Here is a 19,199-nt window from a genome sequence, read left to right on the forward strand (position 1 = left end):
CTTTACTTTTCTGCCACAGATTAGATATAATTTCAGTGAGATTGTTCACATTCATCGTTTAACAGAATGTATCTGACTGCAGTACTTCACAGATCTACCAAAATTTGCAATCGAATTTCGCGCGTTTACAAAAAGTTATAATCATACGCTAAAGCTTGGGACTTTAGATATCTGTAAAGCCCCGGGCGGAACGGCCAGGAGGAAGTAAAATGATTACAGAAGGAAATGTTATTGAAGGTCCCTTCTGGAACGAACCTGTTAAGGTTGAAAAGATTGGGGAGATAGGAGAGTACATAAGGATCGTAGGTTCTACAATTCACTCAAGACAGCATGTGGACCAGATAATAAAAAAGGAAGATGCAAACAAATTAAAAATAGCACAATCCACAATTGACTTTTCTTCAAATGCCGAAAATGTCTTCTTTGCAATCGAAGCTACACGGTTTAAATACGCCTCTCTCTTTGATCCACTTCTTGCCATGAATGTGTCCAAGATAGATCCCCTTCCATTTCAAATAGAAGCGGTATACGGCTATGTTTTAAAACAACCGCATATCAGATTTTTGATTGCAGATGACCCCGGTGCCGGAAAGACAATAATGGCAGGGCTTATATTGAAAGAATTGAAATTAAGAGGTCTTGCAAAAAGAATTCTGATCGTGGTTCCCGGTCATTTAAGGGATCAATGGCAAAGGGAATTAAAAGAGAAGTTCGATGAAACATTCGTTGCGCTTGATAGAAATACCTTTAACTCCTACTACGGTGAAAATCCATGGGAGAAGAATGATCAGGTGATCACATCCATTGACTTTGCCAAACAGGATGAAATTCTCGCAACCTTAAGCTCAGTTCACTGGGATCTTGTGATTGTTGACGAAGCACATAAGATGTCAGCGTACAAATACGGAGAAAAAACTCAGAAAACACAACGATACAGATTCGGAGAAGCTCTATCAAGAAACTCCAACCATCTCATCTTTTTGACTGCCACTCCTCATAAGGGCGATCCTGAAAATTTCAGGCTGTTTTTGGACCTTCTCATGCCAGGATTTTTTGCAACAAACAAGATGGTAGAAGAATCTTTAAAGAACAAGGACAATCCATTATTCATAAGAAGACTGAAGGAAGATCTCAAAAATTTTGAAGGAAAACCCATATTTACAAGCAGATTTCCCATAACCATAAGATTCCATCTGTCTGAATCAGAAAAATCGCTATATAACGATGTTTCAAGATATGTGCTGGAGCAATACAATATGGCAACACAATCGGATAAGAAAAGAAATGTCGCATTTGCCCTTATGATTCTTCAAAGAAGAATGGCTTCCAGCACACACGCTCTTTTGAAATCGCTGGAAAGAAGGAAAGAAAGACTGGGAAAGATTCTAAAAGGCGAAGAAAAGCAAAAAGAAATATATATTGATTATGAAGAAATAGAAGATCTTGAAGAAAATGAAAGATGGAAAAAAGAAGAGGAATGGGAAACACTCACCCTGGCAAAAGACCCTGATGAGTTAAAACGCGAAATAGAAACACTCAACAATCTCATTGAGAAAGCCCGCCAGATATTAAACAACGAAGAAGAGGTTAAACTAAAGGAACTCAAGAAAGCCATACAGGAAGGCTTTAAGAAGATCGAACAGATGAATGGAAATCCCAAGATCTTGATATTTACAGAGTCCAAGGATACTCTTGAGTATTTAGTTAGAAAGATAGAATCGTGGGGCTATAAGGTGAATTACATCCACGGTGAAATGAGCATGAAAGAAAGAATCACAGCAGAAAAGATATTCAGAGATGAAACAAAAGTGATGGTGGCAACAGAAGCTGCAGGAGAAGGAATAAATCTTCAATTTTGCCACATCATGATAAACTACGATATCCCATGGAATCCAAATAGACTTGAGCAAAGAATGGGAAGAATCCACAGGTACGGACAGCAAAAAGACGTTTATATCTTCAATCTTGTGGCGGAAGATACAAGAGAGGGAAAAGTTCTTGCAAAGCTATTTGACAAATTAGAGGAAATAAAAAACAAACTCGGAAGCGACAGAGTTTTTGATGTGATAGGAGATGTGTTTGAGGGTAAAGACCTTTACCAGCTCATCATTGATGCGGTGACAAACGCAAGGAGTATGGATGACATCTTGAAAGAACTGGATATAAAGCCTGATGAAGAGTACATCTCAAAAATAAAAGAAGCCCTGGGAGAAACCCTTGCAACAAGGTATATTGACTACACAAGGATAAAAGAAATGGCTCAAAGAGCAAAGGAATACAGGCTCATGCCTGAATATGTTGAAGAATTCTTCAAAAAGGTATTTGTCAAAGCAGGAGGAAAATTTAGGGAAATCAATAAAGGGTTCATAGCCATCGATTCTATACCTTATGAAATAAAAAAGATTGCAGAAAGCGCTGAGTTCAAAAACAAGTATGGCAAAAGCTATTCCAAAGTCACCTTTGACAAAGACATAGCTTTTAAAAACCCTGATGCCGAGTTTATTTCTTTTGGACATCCTCTTTTTGAGGCACTCTTGAAATGGGTGATTGAAAAATATAAAGAAGAGACAAAAAAAGGAGCAGTTTTTAAAGACCCGTCTGCCAGACTCAATGGTTATATCTGGTTTTACATCGGGGAAGTCAGAGACGGGAAGGGAGAAGTTGCAGGAAGAAAGATTATAGCGATCTACGATGATAAAAATCATGTAGAACAACTAAACCCTGCGATTCTCTGGGACTTAGTACCAGCCAGGGACGTAAATGATTCATCTAATATTTCTGAAAAAGATGAAATGATTGAGATTACTGCCATACAGTCTCTTGAAAAGTATAAAGAAGAGATATTACAGGAAAGGAAAAGACAGGCAGAGATAAAGAGGAAATACGGGTTGAAATCTCTTGAATATCTTATCGGGGAACTGGATGCAGATTTAGCAGAGTTTTATGAGAGACAGGCAAGAGGAGAAAAGGTTAATCTGCCTATAAGGAACAAAGAGGAGCAAAAGAGAAGGTATGAAGAAGCAATGAAAGAATTAGAAAAGGAAATAGAGCAGGAGCAGAGTCTTTCGATGTCTATGCCAGAACTTTTGACCGTTATCAAAGTAATTGCAGAGAAAAATGAAATGGTTGAAGATGAAGAAGTTGAGAGAATAGGGATGGAAGTGGCTATGGAATACGAAAGACAGCAGGGCAGAGTTCCTGAAGATGTTTCAAAAGAAAATCTGGGTTTTGACATTCGCTCAAAGGACGAGAGAACAAAAGAGATGAGATACATAGAAGTTAAGGCAAGGGCAAAGGAAGGGGCTGTGGAATTAACTTTAAATGAATGGTTCAAAGCAAAGAGATTTAAAGATCAATACTTTCTCTATGTGGTTGTCAATGCACTGACAAATCCAACTCTTTACATTATCAAAAATCCCGCTGAAAATCTAAAACCACAGGAAAAGGTTGAAGTAGTCAGGTTTATCGTGCCAGTGGAAGAATGGAAAAACAAAAAAGAAGAGGTGTGGAACCGATGAGAGAAAATCATGCGGTTGAGTTTAAAGAATCATGGCGGGATGATTATTTAAAAACATTGTGTGCCTTTGCAAATACAGATGGTGGAGTTGTGTAAAGAGCAGGGGCTTCCAGAACCGGAATTTAAAGAGCTCGGTGGCGGATTCTCGGTAATCTTCTACAAAAACATTTATAACAAAGAACATCTCGGAAAGCTGGGACTGAACGAAAGACAAATCAAGGCGGTTTTGTATTTGAAAGAAAGAGGTGAAATAACGACTTCGACATTAAAAAAACTTATCCCCGCTGTTTCAGAAAAAACTTTGTATCGTGATTTGAAAGAACTTGTTGAGAAAAATATGATCAGAGAAATCGGAACTAAAAAAGGTAGAAAGTATGTGCTATCTTAACGGACACTTATTGGACATAATGGACATTTATCGGACATATTTCGGACAAGTAGGGCATAAAAGGGGCGAAACGGGCATAAAAGGGGCATTAAAGGGGCAGAACATTGAAGAAGAAAAGAATCAATGATGAAGCCAAAAGAAAACTAAAATAATGCAAATGAGTCAAAAAATTTTAGCGAAAGAGGAGATAGATATGAAAGATAAACGCTTTATAGAGGAAAGCTTTCCTGTGAAGGAAGTAAGTGAAATTTCAGCAAAGGAGAAAAACATAAGGCACGGACATATTTCCACTTTGCATATATGGTGGGCTCGCCGTCCACTGGCATCATCAAGAGCAACTTCCTATGCGGCTTTAATTGCCGCTTTAAATTCGATTGAAGAATGGGAAAAGACAAGGCAGTTCATAATTGAGCTCTCAAAATGGGAGAACTCTTTAGATCAAAATATTATACAGAAAGCAAGAGAAGATATTTTAAAGACATATAAAGGAAAACCACCAAGGGTTTTAGACCCATTTTCAGGTGGTGGCTCTATTCCGTTAGAGGCATTAAGACTTGGATGTGAAGTCCATGCTGTTGAATATAATCCCGTAGCCACTCTTATTTTAAAGTGTACCCTTGAGTATCCACAAAAGTACGGGAGATGGACAATTGAAGACTCACACAGTACTTTCACAAAAAATAGGGTATATAGCTCAGAAAGACATGGAAGAGATTTTGAAAATAACCCGAACGATGGGGAAGATGTTGCTTGGACTAATTTGCTCTTTGAAGAAGAAATAAAAGCGCAATTTCGCAAATCCAATCCCATATTGGCAGATGTTAAATGGTGGGGAAACTGGGTTTTAGAAGAGGCAAAGAAAGAGATAGGAAAATTTTACCCTGCCGATGAGGACGGCTCTATTCCAGTTGGCTACATCTGGGCTCGCACCATTCCCTGTCAAAATCCTTCCTGTGGAGCTGAAATTCCTTTAATGAGGCAGTTCTGGCTTTCAAAAAAGGATAACAAAAAGGTGGCTTTATATCCATACACAGAAGGCAATGAAGTAAAGTTCAAGATTGTAGGAGATGGATATGAAAAGATGCCTTCAAATTTTGACCCTGAAAATGGAACGGTTTCAAGGGCAATTGCTATATGTCCTGTTTGTGGATACACAGTTGATGATAAAACAACAAGAAAACTGTTTCAGCAAGGAAAGGCAGGAGAAAGACTGGTTGCAGTTGTTCTGCACAAACCGGGCAGGGAAGGAAAGACTTACAGGCTTGCAAACGAAAAAGATTTTCAGATTTTCAAAGAAGCAGAAAAGTACCTTGAAGAAAAAAGACAAAAACTCATGGAAGAATGGGGAATCGATCCTGTGCCGGATGAAGAATTACCACCAAAGGAAACGCTTGGCTTTCGTGTGCAAAGATATGGAATGCTCAAATGGGGTGACCTTTTCAACTCCCGCCAGAAGCTGGCTTTGATAACCTTTACGGAAAAGGTGAGGCTGGCTTATCAAAAGATGATTGAGGAAGGATATGATGAAGAGTATGCCAAGGCGGTAGTGGGGTATTTGGGAATTAGCATAAACAATTTAGCAGAGAAAAACAATAATGTCAGCAGGTGGGCAAACACTAAGGAAACTATTGCTGGTTCGTTCAGCCGACAAGCTTTACCGATGATATGGGACTATTTCGAATCAAATGTTTTTAGTGGTTCCACAGGCGATTGGTTAAATTCAATAGAATATAATTCAAAAGTTCTCTCCCACCTCTCCCAGATTCCGCCAGTAGAATTAAAGGAGGAAGGTGAAGATGAAGGGGGAAAAGCAATCCCTGTTATAAAGCAAGCCTCTGCCACAGAGCTTCCCTATCCAGATAACTACTTTGATGCCGTTTTCACAGACCCACCTTACTATGACAATGTGCCTTACTCTTACCTTTCAGACTTTTTCTATGTGTGGCTTAAAAGAAGCATTGGGGATATATACCCAGAACTTTTCATGACACCACTTACACCAAAATCTAAAGAAATTGTTGCTTACTCTCATCAAGAAGGTGGCTTTGAGGCAGGCAAGAAATACTTTGAAGACATGCTCAAAAAAGCTTTTCAAGAGATTTCAAGGATTTTAAAGCCAAATGGAATAGCAACCATCGTTTATAGTCACAAATCAACCACTGGCTGGGAAACCTTAATAAATGCACTTCTTGAATCAAATCTTGTTCCAACTGCATCATGGCCCATTGATACGGAAATGAAAGCAAGACTAAGGGCAAAGGAATCTGCCGCTTTAGCTTCGTCCATCTACTTTGTCTGTAGAAAAATGGACAGAGTTGAGACAGGCTGGCTGAACGAAGTAAAAGAGGAGATAAAAAAACACATCACTGAAAAACTTAAGTCCCTATGGGAAGAAGGAGTGAGCGGTGCTGACTTTTTCATTGCAGGTATTGGCTCAGCCATTGAAATTTTTGGGAAATACAAAAAGGTAATGGATTATGAAGGAAAAGAGATTTCAGCAAAAGAGCTTTTAGACTATGTAAGAGAAGTTGTGACGGATTATGCGGTAAGGCAGATTCTACACAACGGTATTGCAGGTGAGCTTTCACCACTTACAAGGTTTTATATCCTATGGAGATGGACATACGGTGAGGCAAAAGTTGAGTTTGATGATGCCAGAAAGCTTGCCCAATCTGTTGGGGTAAATCTTGAAAGAGAGTGGAACAAAGGCTTTATCAGAAAGGACAAGGAATTTATAATCGTGCTTGGACCTCAAGATAGAACACTGCAAGAGCTTGAAAATGTAGAGGAGATGATAGATGTTCTTCACAAGGTACTACTTTTGTGGAAGGCGGCAAGAAAGGAAGAGATGAAAGAAATTTTAAAAGAAACGGGCTATGGTACAAAAGAGGCATTTTACAAAGTGGCACAGGCTATATCTGAAACTTTGCCAGATGAAAGCAAAGAGAAAAAACTCTTGGATGGATTTTTAAGCGGGAAAGAGAGATTAAAAGATGAAATAAAAAATATAAGCAGACAAGGGGAGTTGTTTGAATGAAAAATCTCGAAGAGATTAAATAAATTTTAAGAAGCCTTAAACAACATATTCGACAAAATTATAAGGCAGAAATAATTGGTATATTTGGTTCTTTTGTGAGAAATGAACAGAAACAGGGCGGCGATATTGATATTCTTGTCAAATTTTATGAAAATGCCACGCTTTTTGATTTTATTAGGTTATCAACGTTCTTAGAGGAAAAACTTGGTATTAAAGTAGATATAGTTTCTCAAGATGTGATCAGAAAAGAAATAAAAGAAAACATAATGATAGAGGTAATTAATCTATGAAGAGAGACATTACACTGTATATAAAGAAAATGGCAGGATTCAGAGATAAACTCATACATTTCTATTTTGGCATCAAATATGAGCTCGTCTGGAATACAATTAAAATGGAGTTACCATAATTAAAAAACAAAATTAGAAAAGTGTTAATCGATATAGGAGGTGAAATAAATGAAATCATTTACCCAAATAGCAATTCCGCATGAGGATATTGTCGAAGGTCGCCTTACAATGGATGTATTTGCAGCAGATCTGTGGCAGGTCGTTCAGGGTAAAGCTCCATTCGATTATCAAGACCCGGATTTGTTTTTCAAAAAGACCTTTATAACTGACGGGCTAAAAAATATTCTTGAAATAGCAAAGGCAAGACTTGAAGGAAAAAGCGGAGATTCTGTTATGCAACTTCAAACGCCTTTTGGTGGTGGTAAAACTCACACTCTCATTGCTCTTTATCACAAAGCAAAAGAATGGAATGCAAAAGTTGTTGTGATTGATGGGACCGCATTAGACCCGAAAGAAAAGAAGCTCTGGGAGGAATTGGAGAAACAACTGACCGGAAAAATTGCCATAACAAAGGGAGATACTTCTCCGGGCAAGGAAAAATTGATAGAGCTTTTATCCAGCAACTCGCCTGTTCTTATACTTATAGACGAACTTTTTCATTACACTAAAAAGGCATCAGGTGTAAAAATAGAAGATTCAACTCTTGCCACTCAGACTCTTGCATTTGTTCAAGAACTTACAGAATCAGTGGCAACAGTGGGAAATGCCATGCTTGTTTTTACACTGCCATCAAGCACTTTAGAAGACTACGATGAAAATGCCGAAAAAATATTTGAGCAGCTTCAAAAAATTACAGGAAGAATGGAGAAGATCTACACCCCTGTAAAAGATGACGAGATAGAAGCCGTAGTGAGAAAAAGACTTTTCGAGAAAATAGATGAAGAAAAAGCAAAAGAGTTGGTTGATGAGTTTATAGAGCATGCAAAGAATGAAGGACTTTTATCCGGTAATGAAGTTTATGAATATAGAAATAGATTTCTAAGGAGCTATCCTTTCAAACCAGAGGTTATAGATGTTCTTTACAAAAAATGGGGATCTTTTCCAAGCTTTCAGAGAACACGCGGCGTTCTGAGAATGCTCTCCATAGTGGTTCACAGTCTTCTTGACAAAAACATCCCATATATCCGCATAGGGGACTTTGATTTAAGCAATGAGGAATTGAGAAGAGAACTCACAAAGCATACAGGTGAGGAATGGGGCAGCATAATTGCTCAGGATATTGCAGGAAGTTCTTCGGAAGCTAAAAAAGTCGATGAAGGCATAGGACCTTCTTATATACCATACAGGCTTGGAACTGTGGTCAGCACCACAATTTTTATGATGTCCTTTTCCGGAAGGGGCGAGAGGGGTTCAAGTGTAAAGGAAATAAAAATAAGTACCGTTTATCCTGGACTTTCAAGCAGTGTGATAGATACCGTAATAAATGATCTAAAAGAGAGGTTGTTTTATTTATCCGATGAAGGTCTTTTCTTTACCAATCAACCAAACCTCAACAGGATTTTGGTTTCAAGAGAAGAGAACGTAACAGATAACGAAGTATATCAGCAGGAAAAGGAGATTTTAGAAAAATATACAAAAAACTCGTCTGTGTTTAGAGTTTATATTCACCCAAAGTTTCCAAAGGATGTTCCTGATTTACCCGAGTTGAAACTTGTAGTTCTGAATAAAGAAAAACCCGACAACGAATTTTTTGAAAAATACGGTGAGAGTCCAAGAGTTTACAGAAATACTTTGATATTTCTGTGTGTCGATGAAAGTCAAAAAGCCGCATTTTACAATTATCTCAAAAAACTTATAGCACTCAGAGGCATTGATGCCGATAGATCTTTGAAATTAACTGAGAGGCAGAAAAATGAGGTAAAGAATAAGCTTAAGAATTACGAGCAGAGGGAATACGAAGAATTGAGAAAGTATTACCGCAAGCTGTTGCTTCCAGCAAAAGACGGATTTAAAGAGTTTGATCTTGGAATACCCACATTACATGAGTCTCGACTTGATAGCGAAATCTATGGATATTTGAGATCACAAGGTGAAATTCTTGAAAGAATTTCACCTAAGGTTATTAAGGAAAAGTATTTACCTAACAGAGACTATGTAGAAGTATTAAATCTTTACGAGGCTTTACTTAAAACACCCGGGGAACTTCGCCCGAAATCAAAAGATGCCCTTATAGATGGTATAAAAGAAGGCGTTAAAGAGGGTCTGTTTGGATTTGGCTATATTGAAGGGGAAACTTTAAAGTGCAGGCACATAAATGAGGACATAAACATAGAATTTTCGGATGGTGAAATTATTATCAAGCCAGAGCTTTGTAAAAAAGAAGAGACCAGAAAAACTGCGTCTGTTATTTCTCAAGAAGAAAAGCCTACTTCTGTTCAAGTTAAAGAACCTGAAGAAAAATATGCTGACGAACCATCGGAAAAAAGAACTTCAAAAAAAGCCTTGAAACTGAAACTGAAGGTGCCGGTTGGAAAGATTTCAACCATCGCAAGGATTGCAAATCATTTAAAAAACAAATTTTCAAGGTGCGATGTGGAAATTAGTATCAGAGCAACTGATGGCGAGATTGAGATGGCTGACTATGAAGATAAGATATTAGAAGCATTGAAACAGGAAAATATTGAGATCGTCGAGGAAGAATAAAATTGTGTTTTGCCTAACAAGAAGCAATCTGTCTTCGCCAATTTCTGTGCAAATTGGTCAAAGCCAAACTTCACATATCCGCGAGCCGTTAAACAAAATTCCACCATATTCTTGTGAGGATACACAAAGCTGAACCAAGATGAAACGATGAAGCTGATACGGAAGACTATTTTAGATCGGAGGTGTGGTAAATGAAAATACTGGTTGCTTATTATACAAGAGACGGTCACACCAGGCAGGTTGCTCAACAAATCGCTGAGTCTCTTGGAGCTGATCTTGACGAGATAATTGACAAAAAGAAAAGGAATGGTATTCTGGGCTTTTTCATCGCTGGCTACGACGCAACAAGAGGCAAGACAACAGAAATACTCTTTGAGAAAGACCCTGCGGATTACGATCTTGTGATCGTTGGAACTCCAGTATGGAACGGGCGAGTGACACCAGCAATAAGATCTTACCTCCTCACAAACAGCGAAAAAATCAAGAAAGCTGCGTTTTTTGCAACCTGCGCTGGCAGAGGAGGTATATGCTTAGAGCAAATGAGCAAGATATACAAAAAAGAAGTTATCACTCATGAACTCATAATAACAAAGAAATTAGAGGACAAGACCAGGCATTTTATTGAAACGTTGAAAAAATACCCTGAGAAGAAAGCATGATGAGCAAAATCAAAATCCTCAGAAAGCATTTTAAACCACATTTTAATGCATCAAACGATGAGCGGGTTCGTCCCGCTATTTATACCCACAAAATTCAAAAGAGAGATTAAAAGATCATGTCAATGCACACAAAAGTGTACCTTTATCATTCATTCTATAAGTTCTGTTGAAAAAATCATACCCGCATAAAGGTACTGAACGCCCGTTATAAGTCCTCTTTCATCAAAAGACGCTCGGAAGCATTCTTGACCATTGAAATAAACAACTGTGTCTATTCCATACATTCCTTGCTCGTTTTGCCAGACCAAACCTATCTCTGGTATCTCTATGATCACATCTTTTTTCAAAAGAGATGGGTGCATGTAGAACGGACCGAATGAAGGTACACCAATGCCTTCTGTGGGCGCGGACATACCAGAAGCACTCTGAAATATCGAGTATCTGGCGACCCTTCCCTGGACATTTGAGAGTCGATAACTTGCACTTCCACCAAGAGTAGTGAATCCGTATAGGGAGGTGTAAATGTTGTAAGTGTGGCTTTCTCTGGCAACAGGTGGAAATTCTTTGATATTTTGCCATTCAATGTAGAAATGTTTCATATATTGACTTTGAACTACAGCGGAACCTTCCTGCTGTCTGACGAGGTACTGAAGTCTCTGAACAAATCCATCGTTCGATATCCAGATATCTGTGGAAGAAACATTATATGCTATGCCCAGCCAGATAGAATTCTCAGAGACACGTCCTCCTCTCACTACAATGCCCTGCTGGGCAAGCATATCAGCCCGATTGAGTAAATCTTGGACTGCATTGGGATGGATGAACACGATAAGAGGCATAACTTTGAAAGGCTGAAAGGTTATCTGATAAGTAGAAGGTGAGAAAAGGACGATGAACTCTATACCGTACACAGTGTTTTTTTCCACATCCGTAACGATATCGATCCTGAATCCACTTCCAGAGGCGGCACTTGCACCAGATTGAGTACCACCTTCATGTTGATAGACTACCACAAGACCGGGCTTGACCCACTCAGGAACCGGGTAGTTCTGTGAAAAAAGGAGTGAAGGATCTACTTGAGCCAAGCTGTAGACTGCTGTTACAAGAAAGATCAAAACAGCAAGCAGTCTCATACTTTGCCCTCCTTTCAACTGTTATTATAAATTCCAAAAATCATCTTCAAAGAATCTTGATCATAGTTATCGCCACACCAGCCAGCGCTCAGCTCATATCGACTATCACATTGTAAAAGGAAGATCCTCAACCAATCACAGTTATGATAAGCTGAATGTTTTTCATCCATAAAACTTTAAGAAATTCCTTTGAAGTAATCCAACTTTTCATAATCACTACCGCTTCATTGGATGTTTCCAAATTTGTGTATATCATATAATATTATACCACACACTGCTTTCCTGAAAAATTGGACAACTAAATATCTAAACAAAGAAAGTAGTGAGTGCGGCAAAGAAACTGCCTGTCGAAGAAAAGACGGCAATCGTTCTTGAAAGGTTGAGAGAAAACAAAAACAGAGTCTTTTTTGAAAAGATTTGATTTTTTTCGCTTGCTGGTTATATAATTATTGTGTTATGTAGTGTTAACGGATATCACTGCAAACGTAAGTATATCAACGTTGTGTATATGAAGGAGTTATCTACAATAAAGCACAATGGAGTTGATGAAAATGAATAATGAATTGCTTAAACTGATTAACGATTTTAAAAATGACAAAAGACTTCTCTCCTTTGATGAGGCAGCTACTAAGCAAGCTGTGATTTTAAGGATTCTGAAAGCTCTAGGTTGGGATCCGTTCAACATAGATGAGATCTGTCCTGAATACTCTATTGGTGGTGAAAGAGTAGATTATGCTCTTAAATATAATGGCAAAAACAAAGTATTCATTGAGGTAAAGAAAGTCAATGAGGATTTAGAAAAACATCAAGAGCAACTTTTAAATTATTCTTTTAAAGAAGGAGTAAAACTTGCAGTCCTGACTAATGGAATTAGTTGGTGGTTCTATTTGCCCTTGCGTGAAGGAAATTGGGAACAGAGAAAATTTTATACTATTGAAATATACGATCAGAAAAGTGAAGATATTGCAAAGAAATTTGAGGAGTTCTTGTCAAAAGAGAATGTTATTTCTGATAGAGCCATAGAAAATGCCGAGAATCTATATACAAACAGACGAAAACAAGATTTGATAAAAGAGACACTTCCAAAAGCATGGGAAAAAATAATAACAGAGCCTGATGATCTTTTAGTTGAATTATTGGCTGATACCACAGAAAAATTATGTGGTTATAAACCGGATAACGAAATGATAAAACAATTTCTAATAAGAGTTAGTCAAGAAACAGCAATAAAGTCAAAGAGAGAAATAACATCTCCTGTACGATTAAAATCAGATCATGTATCTCTCTCATCTTCGAAAAGTTATACTGGAAAATCCATCGTAGCGTTTACTTTTAAAAAGACCAGATATGAAGCACGCTCGTGGAAAGATATGTTGATAAAAATATGCAACCTTATGCTCTCTGCACATAAAGACCAATTTGAAAAGGTTCTTAATTTAGCAGGGCGAAAAAGACCATATTTTACAAAAAATCGTAATGAGCTAAGAAAACCTGAAAAGATAGGTAATACAGATATCTACGTTGAAACACACCTCAACGCTAATAATATTGTTAAACTTTCCAAAAGTATCATAGCGTTTTTTGGGTATAAAAGTGATGATTTATCTATCGAGGTTAAATAAATTGTTGCGTTTTACAGTGGTATATGGTTATGTGCCTATAGCACTTTGCTCAAATTCTCTTTAAGTTTGTGCTTTAAGTACCCGTAAAGCATTAGGTGAAAAACCCAAGTTCAAAAATAAAACCAAGGAGAAAAGAAAATGCACAAAGTAACATGGGATGGAAATTCAAATAGTATCCTGTTGTTTCAAATTTAGCTCATCAGCTTTAGGAATTGAAAATGAATAACATTAATAAAAGAACGAAACCAAAAATAGAAAATGAGGGATGTGTGGTATATGGAAAACAAAAAGTTTGATAATTTAAAAAAGCTGAATCTTATCGCAGCGGTCTTTCATCTTGTTCAGGGAATACTGATACTTGTGTTATCCAGCGATTTTGCCGTTACAATTACGAGGAACTATCTGAAGTTTGATGAGGCAAGCCGCAGTCTTGTGAAAGTAACGGAGAAACTTTTTGATGTGCGATTGGCATATCTCATAGCCCTGTTCCCGTTTCTCACAGCAATCGCCCATTTTATGGTTGCCACTGTCTTATCGAATAAATATAAGGAAAACCTATCCAAGGGGATAAATCCCTATCGCTGGGCTGAATACTCGATAACTTCATCTATAATGATTGTCATCATAGCTCTCCTCGTAGGTATATCAGACATAGGCACTCTCATACTAATTTTTTCAACAAACGCTACTATGATATTCTTCGGATACCTCATGGAACTCCTAAACCAGTATACTGAAAGAGTAATATGGAGTCCATTCCTATTCGGTTGTTTCGCAGGGTTAATTCCATGGATAGTCATCTTCATGATAATTCTTCGCTCCAATCCACCCAACTTTGTGATATGGATATTCATCAGCATAGCAATTTTCTTCAATCTCTTTCCGCTTAACATGGTCCTGCAGTACAAAAAGGTAGGAAAATGGTCTGATTATTTATACGGTGAGAAGGTGTACATACTGTTGAGTTTTATTTCAAAAAGCATATTAATCTGGGAGGTTTACGCCGGAACATTGCAACCCTGAGGGACAACTATAACGTTGTTCTATGACCAAATGAGAGGTGTAAGTATGATTTCAGAGTCGTCCAAATACAGTATCCGCAGTCCCGAACAATTGGTTGAGTTGTGGGAGCGTACTTATAATGAATCCGGCAAACCGGATTGGTCTTATTTGCTACCCTATTACGCGGAAGACATCCACTTTGTGGATCCGGTTCAGGAAATACACGGCATAGAGGAGTTTCGGGCTATGGTTGAGCGATTAGCAAGACGCACTAAGGATGCACACATGAAAGTACTTTATGTCTTATTGAATGGGAATACAGCTTTCGTTGAATGGGTGCTGACAATCAACTTTCGCAACACCCGCAAGGTACCTATGTACGGATTAAGCCGCCTGATTTTGAATGATGAAGGAAAAATCGTTGATCAGCATGACCTTTATGACCTTTGGGGTGCTATTTGGACAAATATTCCTCTGATAGGAAAACTTTACAGAGCTTTCATGAAGAGAGTGTTTGGATGAATTTCGTACAAATAGCAGGCGGGAGGCGTTCTAGTGGGCGAAACCTTAAGGGCAGTACGTAAATACTGGCCGCAGTACAAATGGCGCAATGTTTGGGCGATGATTCGCAACATGAGAAAACCACCTGCAGAATGTAATGAAGATTTCACAGGTAGATTGGTCGTTATCACTGGTGCTACGTCGGGAATCGGCTATCACACCGCTCGGTACTACGCTGCACACGGCGCGCACCTGCTGACCATCAACCGCAACCAGGCAAAATCCGAAGCCCTTTGCAATGAAATCCGCCGCAACTTTGGCGTGGAATGTGATTATATCCTGGCTGACCTTAGTCTTCTTGATGACATGCATCGAGTGGGAAAACAGCTGGCCTTTCTGGAAAAGCCCATCGATGTTCTTATCCATAACGCAGGTCTATACCTTTCCCGCCGCCAAATGACACCTGACGGTCTGGAAATGAACTTCGCCGTGCATTTTCTGGCACCCTTTGTAATCAATTACCTGTTGCGCGACAAGCTAAAGCGCGACCGTCGCGGCCGGATTTTGTTTGTAAGCTCGGAAGGATATCGCTTTGCCGTTTGGGGCTTGCGGTTTGACGACCTAAACTGGGAGAAGCGTCGCTACAGTGGGTTAAAAGCATACGGTGCCGCTAAACTGGCCGAGATTTTGAGCATGCATATTTTGGCGCGTGAATTGGCGCTCTTTGGGGTAACGGTCAACGCCATGCACCCTGGAATGGTTCGTACAAACACTGGAAAGGATAACGGTCCACTTTACCGCTTCTGGAAGCGCAATGTTTTGGACAGACTATCCCAATCTCCAGAAATATCCGCTAAGGCCATTTATTACCTCGGTGTTTCCCCGGACTTAGAGGGAGTGACTGATCGCTTTTTCCATCTGACGACAGAGGAAGAACTGGCCCCTCCGGCTAAAGATATGGAGGCTGCCGAGCTCATCTGGGAGATAGGTCTAAAGGAGGGAAGGTTAGTATGAAGCACTATGATTTTGTTGTGGTAGGTGCAGGCATGGCAGGACTAACAGCAGCTACCTACCTTGCCCGCGCCGATCGCTCGGTTTTACTGCTGGAAAAGAACAATAAACCCGGCGGACTGGTGAACACATTCGAAAAGGATGGTTTCTTCTTTGAAGGCGGAGTGCGGGCGTTGGTCAACGCAGGTATTATCCTGCCCATGTTACAAGAGCTTGGCATCGATTTGGATTTTGTTCCAAACCCGGTGACAGTGGGGGTAGAAGATCAGTTCGTCCATGTGGAAGGTGAACATTCCTTGGAAGACTACGCAGTAATGCTTAAGCGACTTTATCCGGAAAGCACTGACCAGGTGGATCGTTTGATCCGCTCGGTAAAAAAGGTTATGAAAGCTATGAAAGTGCTTTACGCGGTAGACAACCCGGCCTTCCACGGTTTGTTTGAAGATAAGGCTTATTTCTTTAAGACCTATTTACCCTGGATGTTCAAATTTTTGGGAACACTTTGGACAATTCAAGGTATGAAAGGTCCGGTAGAGAATTTTCTGGAATCCCGTATTTCCAATAGATCGTTGCGTGACATCGTAGCCCAACACTTTTTCCGCAGTACTCCTTCCTTCTTTGCACTGAGCTATTTTTACCTTTACACCGATTACATTTACCCGCGCGGTGGAGTAGGAAGATTAGCGGATAAATTGGCTCAAAAAGCGGCTGAATTGGGAGTTGACTTGCGTTTAAATAGTCTTGTCACTGGAGTGGACATAGCAAAGCGCATTATCACCTTAGAAGATGGAACCCATTTTGGCTATGGCGATTTAGTATGGACAGCGGATTTGAAGACGCTATACCGCATTGCCCGAACCGATGGTCTGCCAGACAAGGCGATTGCCCGTATTGAAGACGAAAAAGCATCTATTCTTTCCCACCGTGGCTCGGATTCAGTTTTCACCGTGTATCTGGGTGTGGATGAACCACCTGAAACATTCCGTAAAATCGGATATGGACATTTCTTTTATACCCCTTCCCGCCAAGGATTGGGGGAAACCCATACCACAGAACTGCGCCAGCTTCTCAATAAAGGTGAAACCCTAACCCGCGCTGATATTATAAATTGGCTGGACCGATTTTGTGCACTAAACACCTATGAAATTTCAATACCTGTTTTGAGAGACCCCAATCTAGCACCGCCTGGGAAAACAGGGTTGATTATCAGTGTCCTCTTTGAATATGATTTGGTCAAACAAGTGAAAGAAGATGGCTGGTATCAAGAGTTCCGCGAAGCGGTAGCAGAGCGTATGGTGCGCACACTGGCTCAAAGCGTCTATCCAATGCTGAAAAACCCAGAAAAAATTCTGTTCCGCCTCACATCCACTCCACTTACCATTGAAGAATGGGCAGGTAGTTCCGAGGGCTCAATTATAGGCTGGTCATTTGAAGAGGATATTCCAGTCCCCAGCAGCCTTTTGTTTATTAACAATGTGCCCAAGACTTCCTTGCCACATGTTATGAAAGCCGGGAAATGGTCCTACAGCCCCGCCGGTGTACCCACGGCTATTTTGACAGGACGGTTGGCAGCTAAAGCTTTAGGAGCATAATGGGTTTGATGTTTCAGAAATTTCAAAAGAATTATTTACAGAATGAGAGGCGTTAATACTCAAAATACTCAGAAAGAGCCCATATAGATTAAGTTTAAGAGAAATAGTTGAAAAAGCAGGACATTCTAAAAATGAAGTTAAATCAGTAGTTCATTATCTGCTTTGCAAAGAATATATACGCCAAGATAGTTGTGATATGGTTGAATGGAACGATGATAACGCAACATTTTATACAATTCCTCAAAGAAGGGAAGAAATTGATGAATTGATAAAATAAGAGCTAAAAATTCGCCTAACAAAGTACATACAGCTACATCTTTCTTCTTCCAAAGCCAGATTCGTTAAACTTCGTGTGTTTGCAGAATGTTATCTGAAATTGTCGTCTGAACGTAAAAAACATAAGGTGAGCCATTGTGGCTCACCTGTATTCACCATCCAAGCTTTACTACCCAAAAGTCATAACTATCATGATATCCACTCACATCACCATTGTTTGAGTTGGTCCACCCAGCCACTATGTATCCACCGTCAGTAGTCTGTTGAATTGAACTTGCTACATCATTCCAAGATCCACCAAACACTTTTTGCCAGACTATACCTCCACTGCTGTTAAGCTTTACTATCCAAAACTCATAACCACCATGATTTCCACTCACATCACCATCGTTTGAGTTAGTATACCCAGCCACTATGTATCCACCATCAGTAGTCTGTTGAATTGAATATGCAAAATCATCATTAGATCCACCAAGTGCTTTTTGCCATCGTATATTTCCATTACTTTCAAGTTTTACTACCCAAAAGTCATAACTATCATGATATCCACTCACATCACCATCGTATGACATAGTACCCCCAGCCACTATGTATCCACCATCGGAAGTCTGTTGAATTGAATATGCTCCATCCCAACCAGATCCCCCAAGTGCTTTTTGCCAGACTATATCTCCACTGCTGTTAAGCTTTACTACCCAAAAGTCAGCTCCATCATGATATCCACTCACATCACCATCGTTTGACCAAGTATACCCAGCTACTATGTATCCATCACTTGTCTGTTGAATTGAAAATGCTACATCAGAAGAAGATCCACCGAGTGCTTTTTGCCATTCTTTATTCCCATTACTGTCAAGTTTTACTACCCAAAAGTCATAACCATCATGATATCCACTCACATCACCATCGTATGACATAGTACCCCCAGCCACTATGTATCCACCATCGGAAGTCTGTTGAATTGAATGTGCTTCATCATTCCTAGATCCACCGAGTGCTTTTTGCCATTGTTTATTCCCACTACTGTCAAGTTTTACTACCCAAATGTCACTGTCACCATGATATCCACTCACATCACCATCGTTTGACCAAGTACACCCAGCTACTATGTACCCGCTATCAGTAGTCTGTTGAATTGAATGTGCTTCATCATTCCTAGATCCACCAAGTGCCTTTTGCCAGACTATATTTCTATTACTGTCAAGTTTTACTACCCAAACGTCACCGTTACCATGATATCCACTCACATTAACATCGTTTGATCGAGTATACCCAGCAACTATGTATCCGCCATCAGCAGTCTGTTGAATTGAATATGCTGCCTCCTCATCAGATCCACCAAGTGCTTTTTGCCAGATGATTATAGGTGCTGTTTCTGGTTGACTGGGAACGGTTGCACAGCTTTCAAGGAAAATTACAAGTAGAAAACTCAGAACAAACATTACCCAGGATTTTCTCACAGCACTCC

14 protein-coding genes and 1 pseudogene are annotated in these 19,199 nt (G+C 39.5%); 13 read left to right on the top strand and 2 right to left on the bottom strand.

Annotated elements, in window-relative coordinates; genetic code table 11:
- Nucleotides 1-209: 209 nt before the first annotated feature.
- From AC4E92_RS09455 to AC4E92_RS09490, 8 genes are all read left to right on the top strand, one after another.
- Nucleotides 210-3,518, top strand: a complete 3,309-nt coding sequence (locus tag AC4E92_RS09455; protein WP_490240348.1) for a helicase-related protein — start codon at nucleotides 210-212, stop codon at nucleotides 3,516-3,518.
- Nucleotides 3,515-3,613 carry an AlbA family DNA-binding domain-containing protein gene (locus AC4E92_RS09460; protein ID WP_490240349.1) on the top strand — a complete coding sequence of 33 codons (99 nt, stop codon included), beginning with the start codon at nucleotides 3,515-3,517 and terminating at the stop codon, nucleotides 3,611-3,613. Before AC4E92_RS09455 ends, AC4E92_RS09460 begins: the two co-directional genes overlap by 4 nt.
- Nucleotides 3,585-3,905: a winged helix-turn-helix transcriptional regulator gene (locus tag AC4E92_RS09465; protein WP_490240361.1), complete on the top strand. Its 321-nt coding sequence runs from the start codon at nucleotides 3,585-3,587 to the stop codon at nucleotides 3,903-3,905. Before AC4E92_RS09460 ends, AC4E92_RS09465 begins: the two co-directional genes overlap by 29 nt.
- A gap of 193 nt (nucleotides 3,906-4,098) precedes the next feature.
- Nucleotides 4,099-6,942: a DUF1156 domain-containing protein gene (locus tag AC4E92_RS09470; protein ID WP_490240350.1), complete on the top strand. Its 2,844-nt coding sequence runs from the start codon at nucleotides 4,099-4,101 to the stop codon at nucleotides 6,940-6,942.
- A gap of 23 nt (nucleotides 6,943-6,965) precedes the next feature.
- A complete protein-coding gene (locus tag AC4E92_RS09475) occupies nucleotides 6,966-7,232 on the top strand; it encodes a nucleotidyltransferase family protein (RefSeq protein WP_490240359.1) in 267 nt (88 codons plus the stop codon).
- A gap of 29 nt (nucleotides 7,233-7,261) precedes the next feature.
- Nucleotides 7,262-7,351 carry a HepT-like ribonuclease domain-containing protein gene (locus AC4E92_RS09480; RefSeq protein ID WP_490240360.1) on the top strand — a complete coding sequence of 30 codons (90 nt, stop codon included), beginning with the start codon at nucleotides 7,262-7,264 and terminating at the stop codon, nucleotides 7,349-7,351.
- 49 nt (nucleotides 7,352-7,400) lie between these two features.
- Entirely contained in the window at nucleotides 7,401-9,935 is a 2,535-nt protein-coding gene (locus AC4E92_RS09485) for an ATP-binding protein (RefSeq protein WP_490240351.1), read from the top strand.
- A gap of 191 nt (nucleotides 9,936-10,126) precedes the next feature.
- Entirely contained in the window at nucleotides 10,127-10,594 is a 468-nt protein-coding gene (locus tag AC4E92_RS09490) for a flavodoxin family protein (RefSeq protein WP_490240352.1), read from the top strand.
- 149 nt (nucleotides 10,595-10,743) lie between these two features.
- Here AC4E92_RS09490 and AC4E92_RS09495 read toward each other — a convergent pair whose 3' ends face one another.
- On the bottom strand, nucleotides 10,744-11,727 hold the full coding sequence (locus AC4E92_RS09495) for a hypothetical protein (RefSeq protein ID WP_490240353.1): 984 nt from the start codon (nucleotides 11,725-11,727) through the stop codon (nucleotides 10,744-10,746).
- Between the two features lie 551 nt (nucleotides 11,728-12,278).
- Between AC4E92_RS09495 and AC4E92_RS09500 the strand changes: the two genes are divergently transcribed.
- The 5 genes from AC4E92_RS09500 to AC4E92_RS09520 all read left to right on the top strand — a co-directional run bounded on the left by AC4E92_RS09500 (nucleotide 12,279) and on the right by AC4E92_RS09520 (nucleotide 17,455).
- Entirely contained in the window at nucleotides 12,279-13,349 is a 1,071-nt protein-coding gene (locus tag AC4E92_RS09500) for a type I restriction endonuclease (RefSeq protein WP_490240354.1), read from the top strand.
- A gap of 276 nt (nucleotides 13,350-13,625) precedes the next feature.
- Nucleotides 13,626-14,372 carry a heliorhodopsin HeR gene (gene heR / locus AC4E92_RS09505; protein WP_490240355.1) on the top strand — a complete coding sequence of 249 codons (747 nt, stop codon included), beginning with the start codon at nucleotides 13,626-13,628 and terminating at the stop codon, nucleotides 14,370-14,372.
- 45 nt (nucleotides 14,373-14,417) lie between these two features.
- Nucleotides 14,418-14,873, top strand: coding sequence for a nuclear transport factor 2 family protein (locus AC4E92_RS09510; protein WP_490240356.1), 456 nt, complete (start codon nucleotides 14,418-14,420; stop codon nucleotides 14,871-14,873).
- 33 nt (nucleotides 14,874-14,906) lie between these two features.
- Nucleotides 14,907-15,866 (top strand): SDR family NAD(P)-dependent oxidoreductase, encoded by a 960-nt coding sequence (locus AC4E92_RS09515; protein WP_490240357.1) that lies wholly within the window; start codon nucleotides 14,907-14,909, stop codon nucleotides 15,864-15,866.
- The gene (locus AC4E92_RS09520) at nucleotides 15,863-17,455 is read left to right on the top strand and encodes a phytoene desaturase family protein (RefSeq protein ID WP_490240358.1); all 1,593 of its coding nucleotides are present in this window, start codon (nucleotides 15,863-15,865) and stop codon (nucleotides 17,453-17,455) included. The genes AC4E92_RS09515 and AC4E92_RS09520 overlap by 4 nt, the downstream gene beginning before the upstream one ends.
- Before the next feature lie 428 nt (nucleotides 17,456-17,883).
- On the opposite strand, the pseudogene AC4E92_RS09525 reads toward AC4E92_RS09520, so the two are convergent.
- Nucleotides 17,884-19,199 (bottom strand): annotated as a pseudogene (locus tag AC4E92_RS09525) (hypothetical protein); the annotation flags it as partial.

It is taken from the genome of Pseudothermotoga sp. (assembly GCF_031962025.1).
Classification (GTDB): Bacteria; Thermotogota; Thermotogae; order Thermotogales; family DSM-5069; genus Pseudothermotoga_B.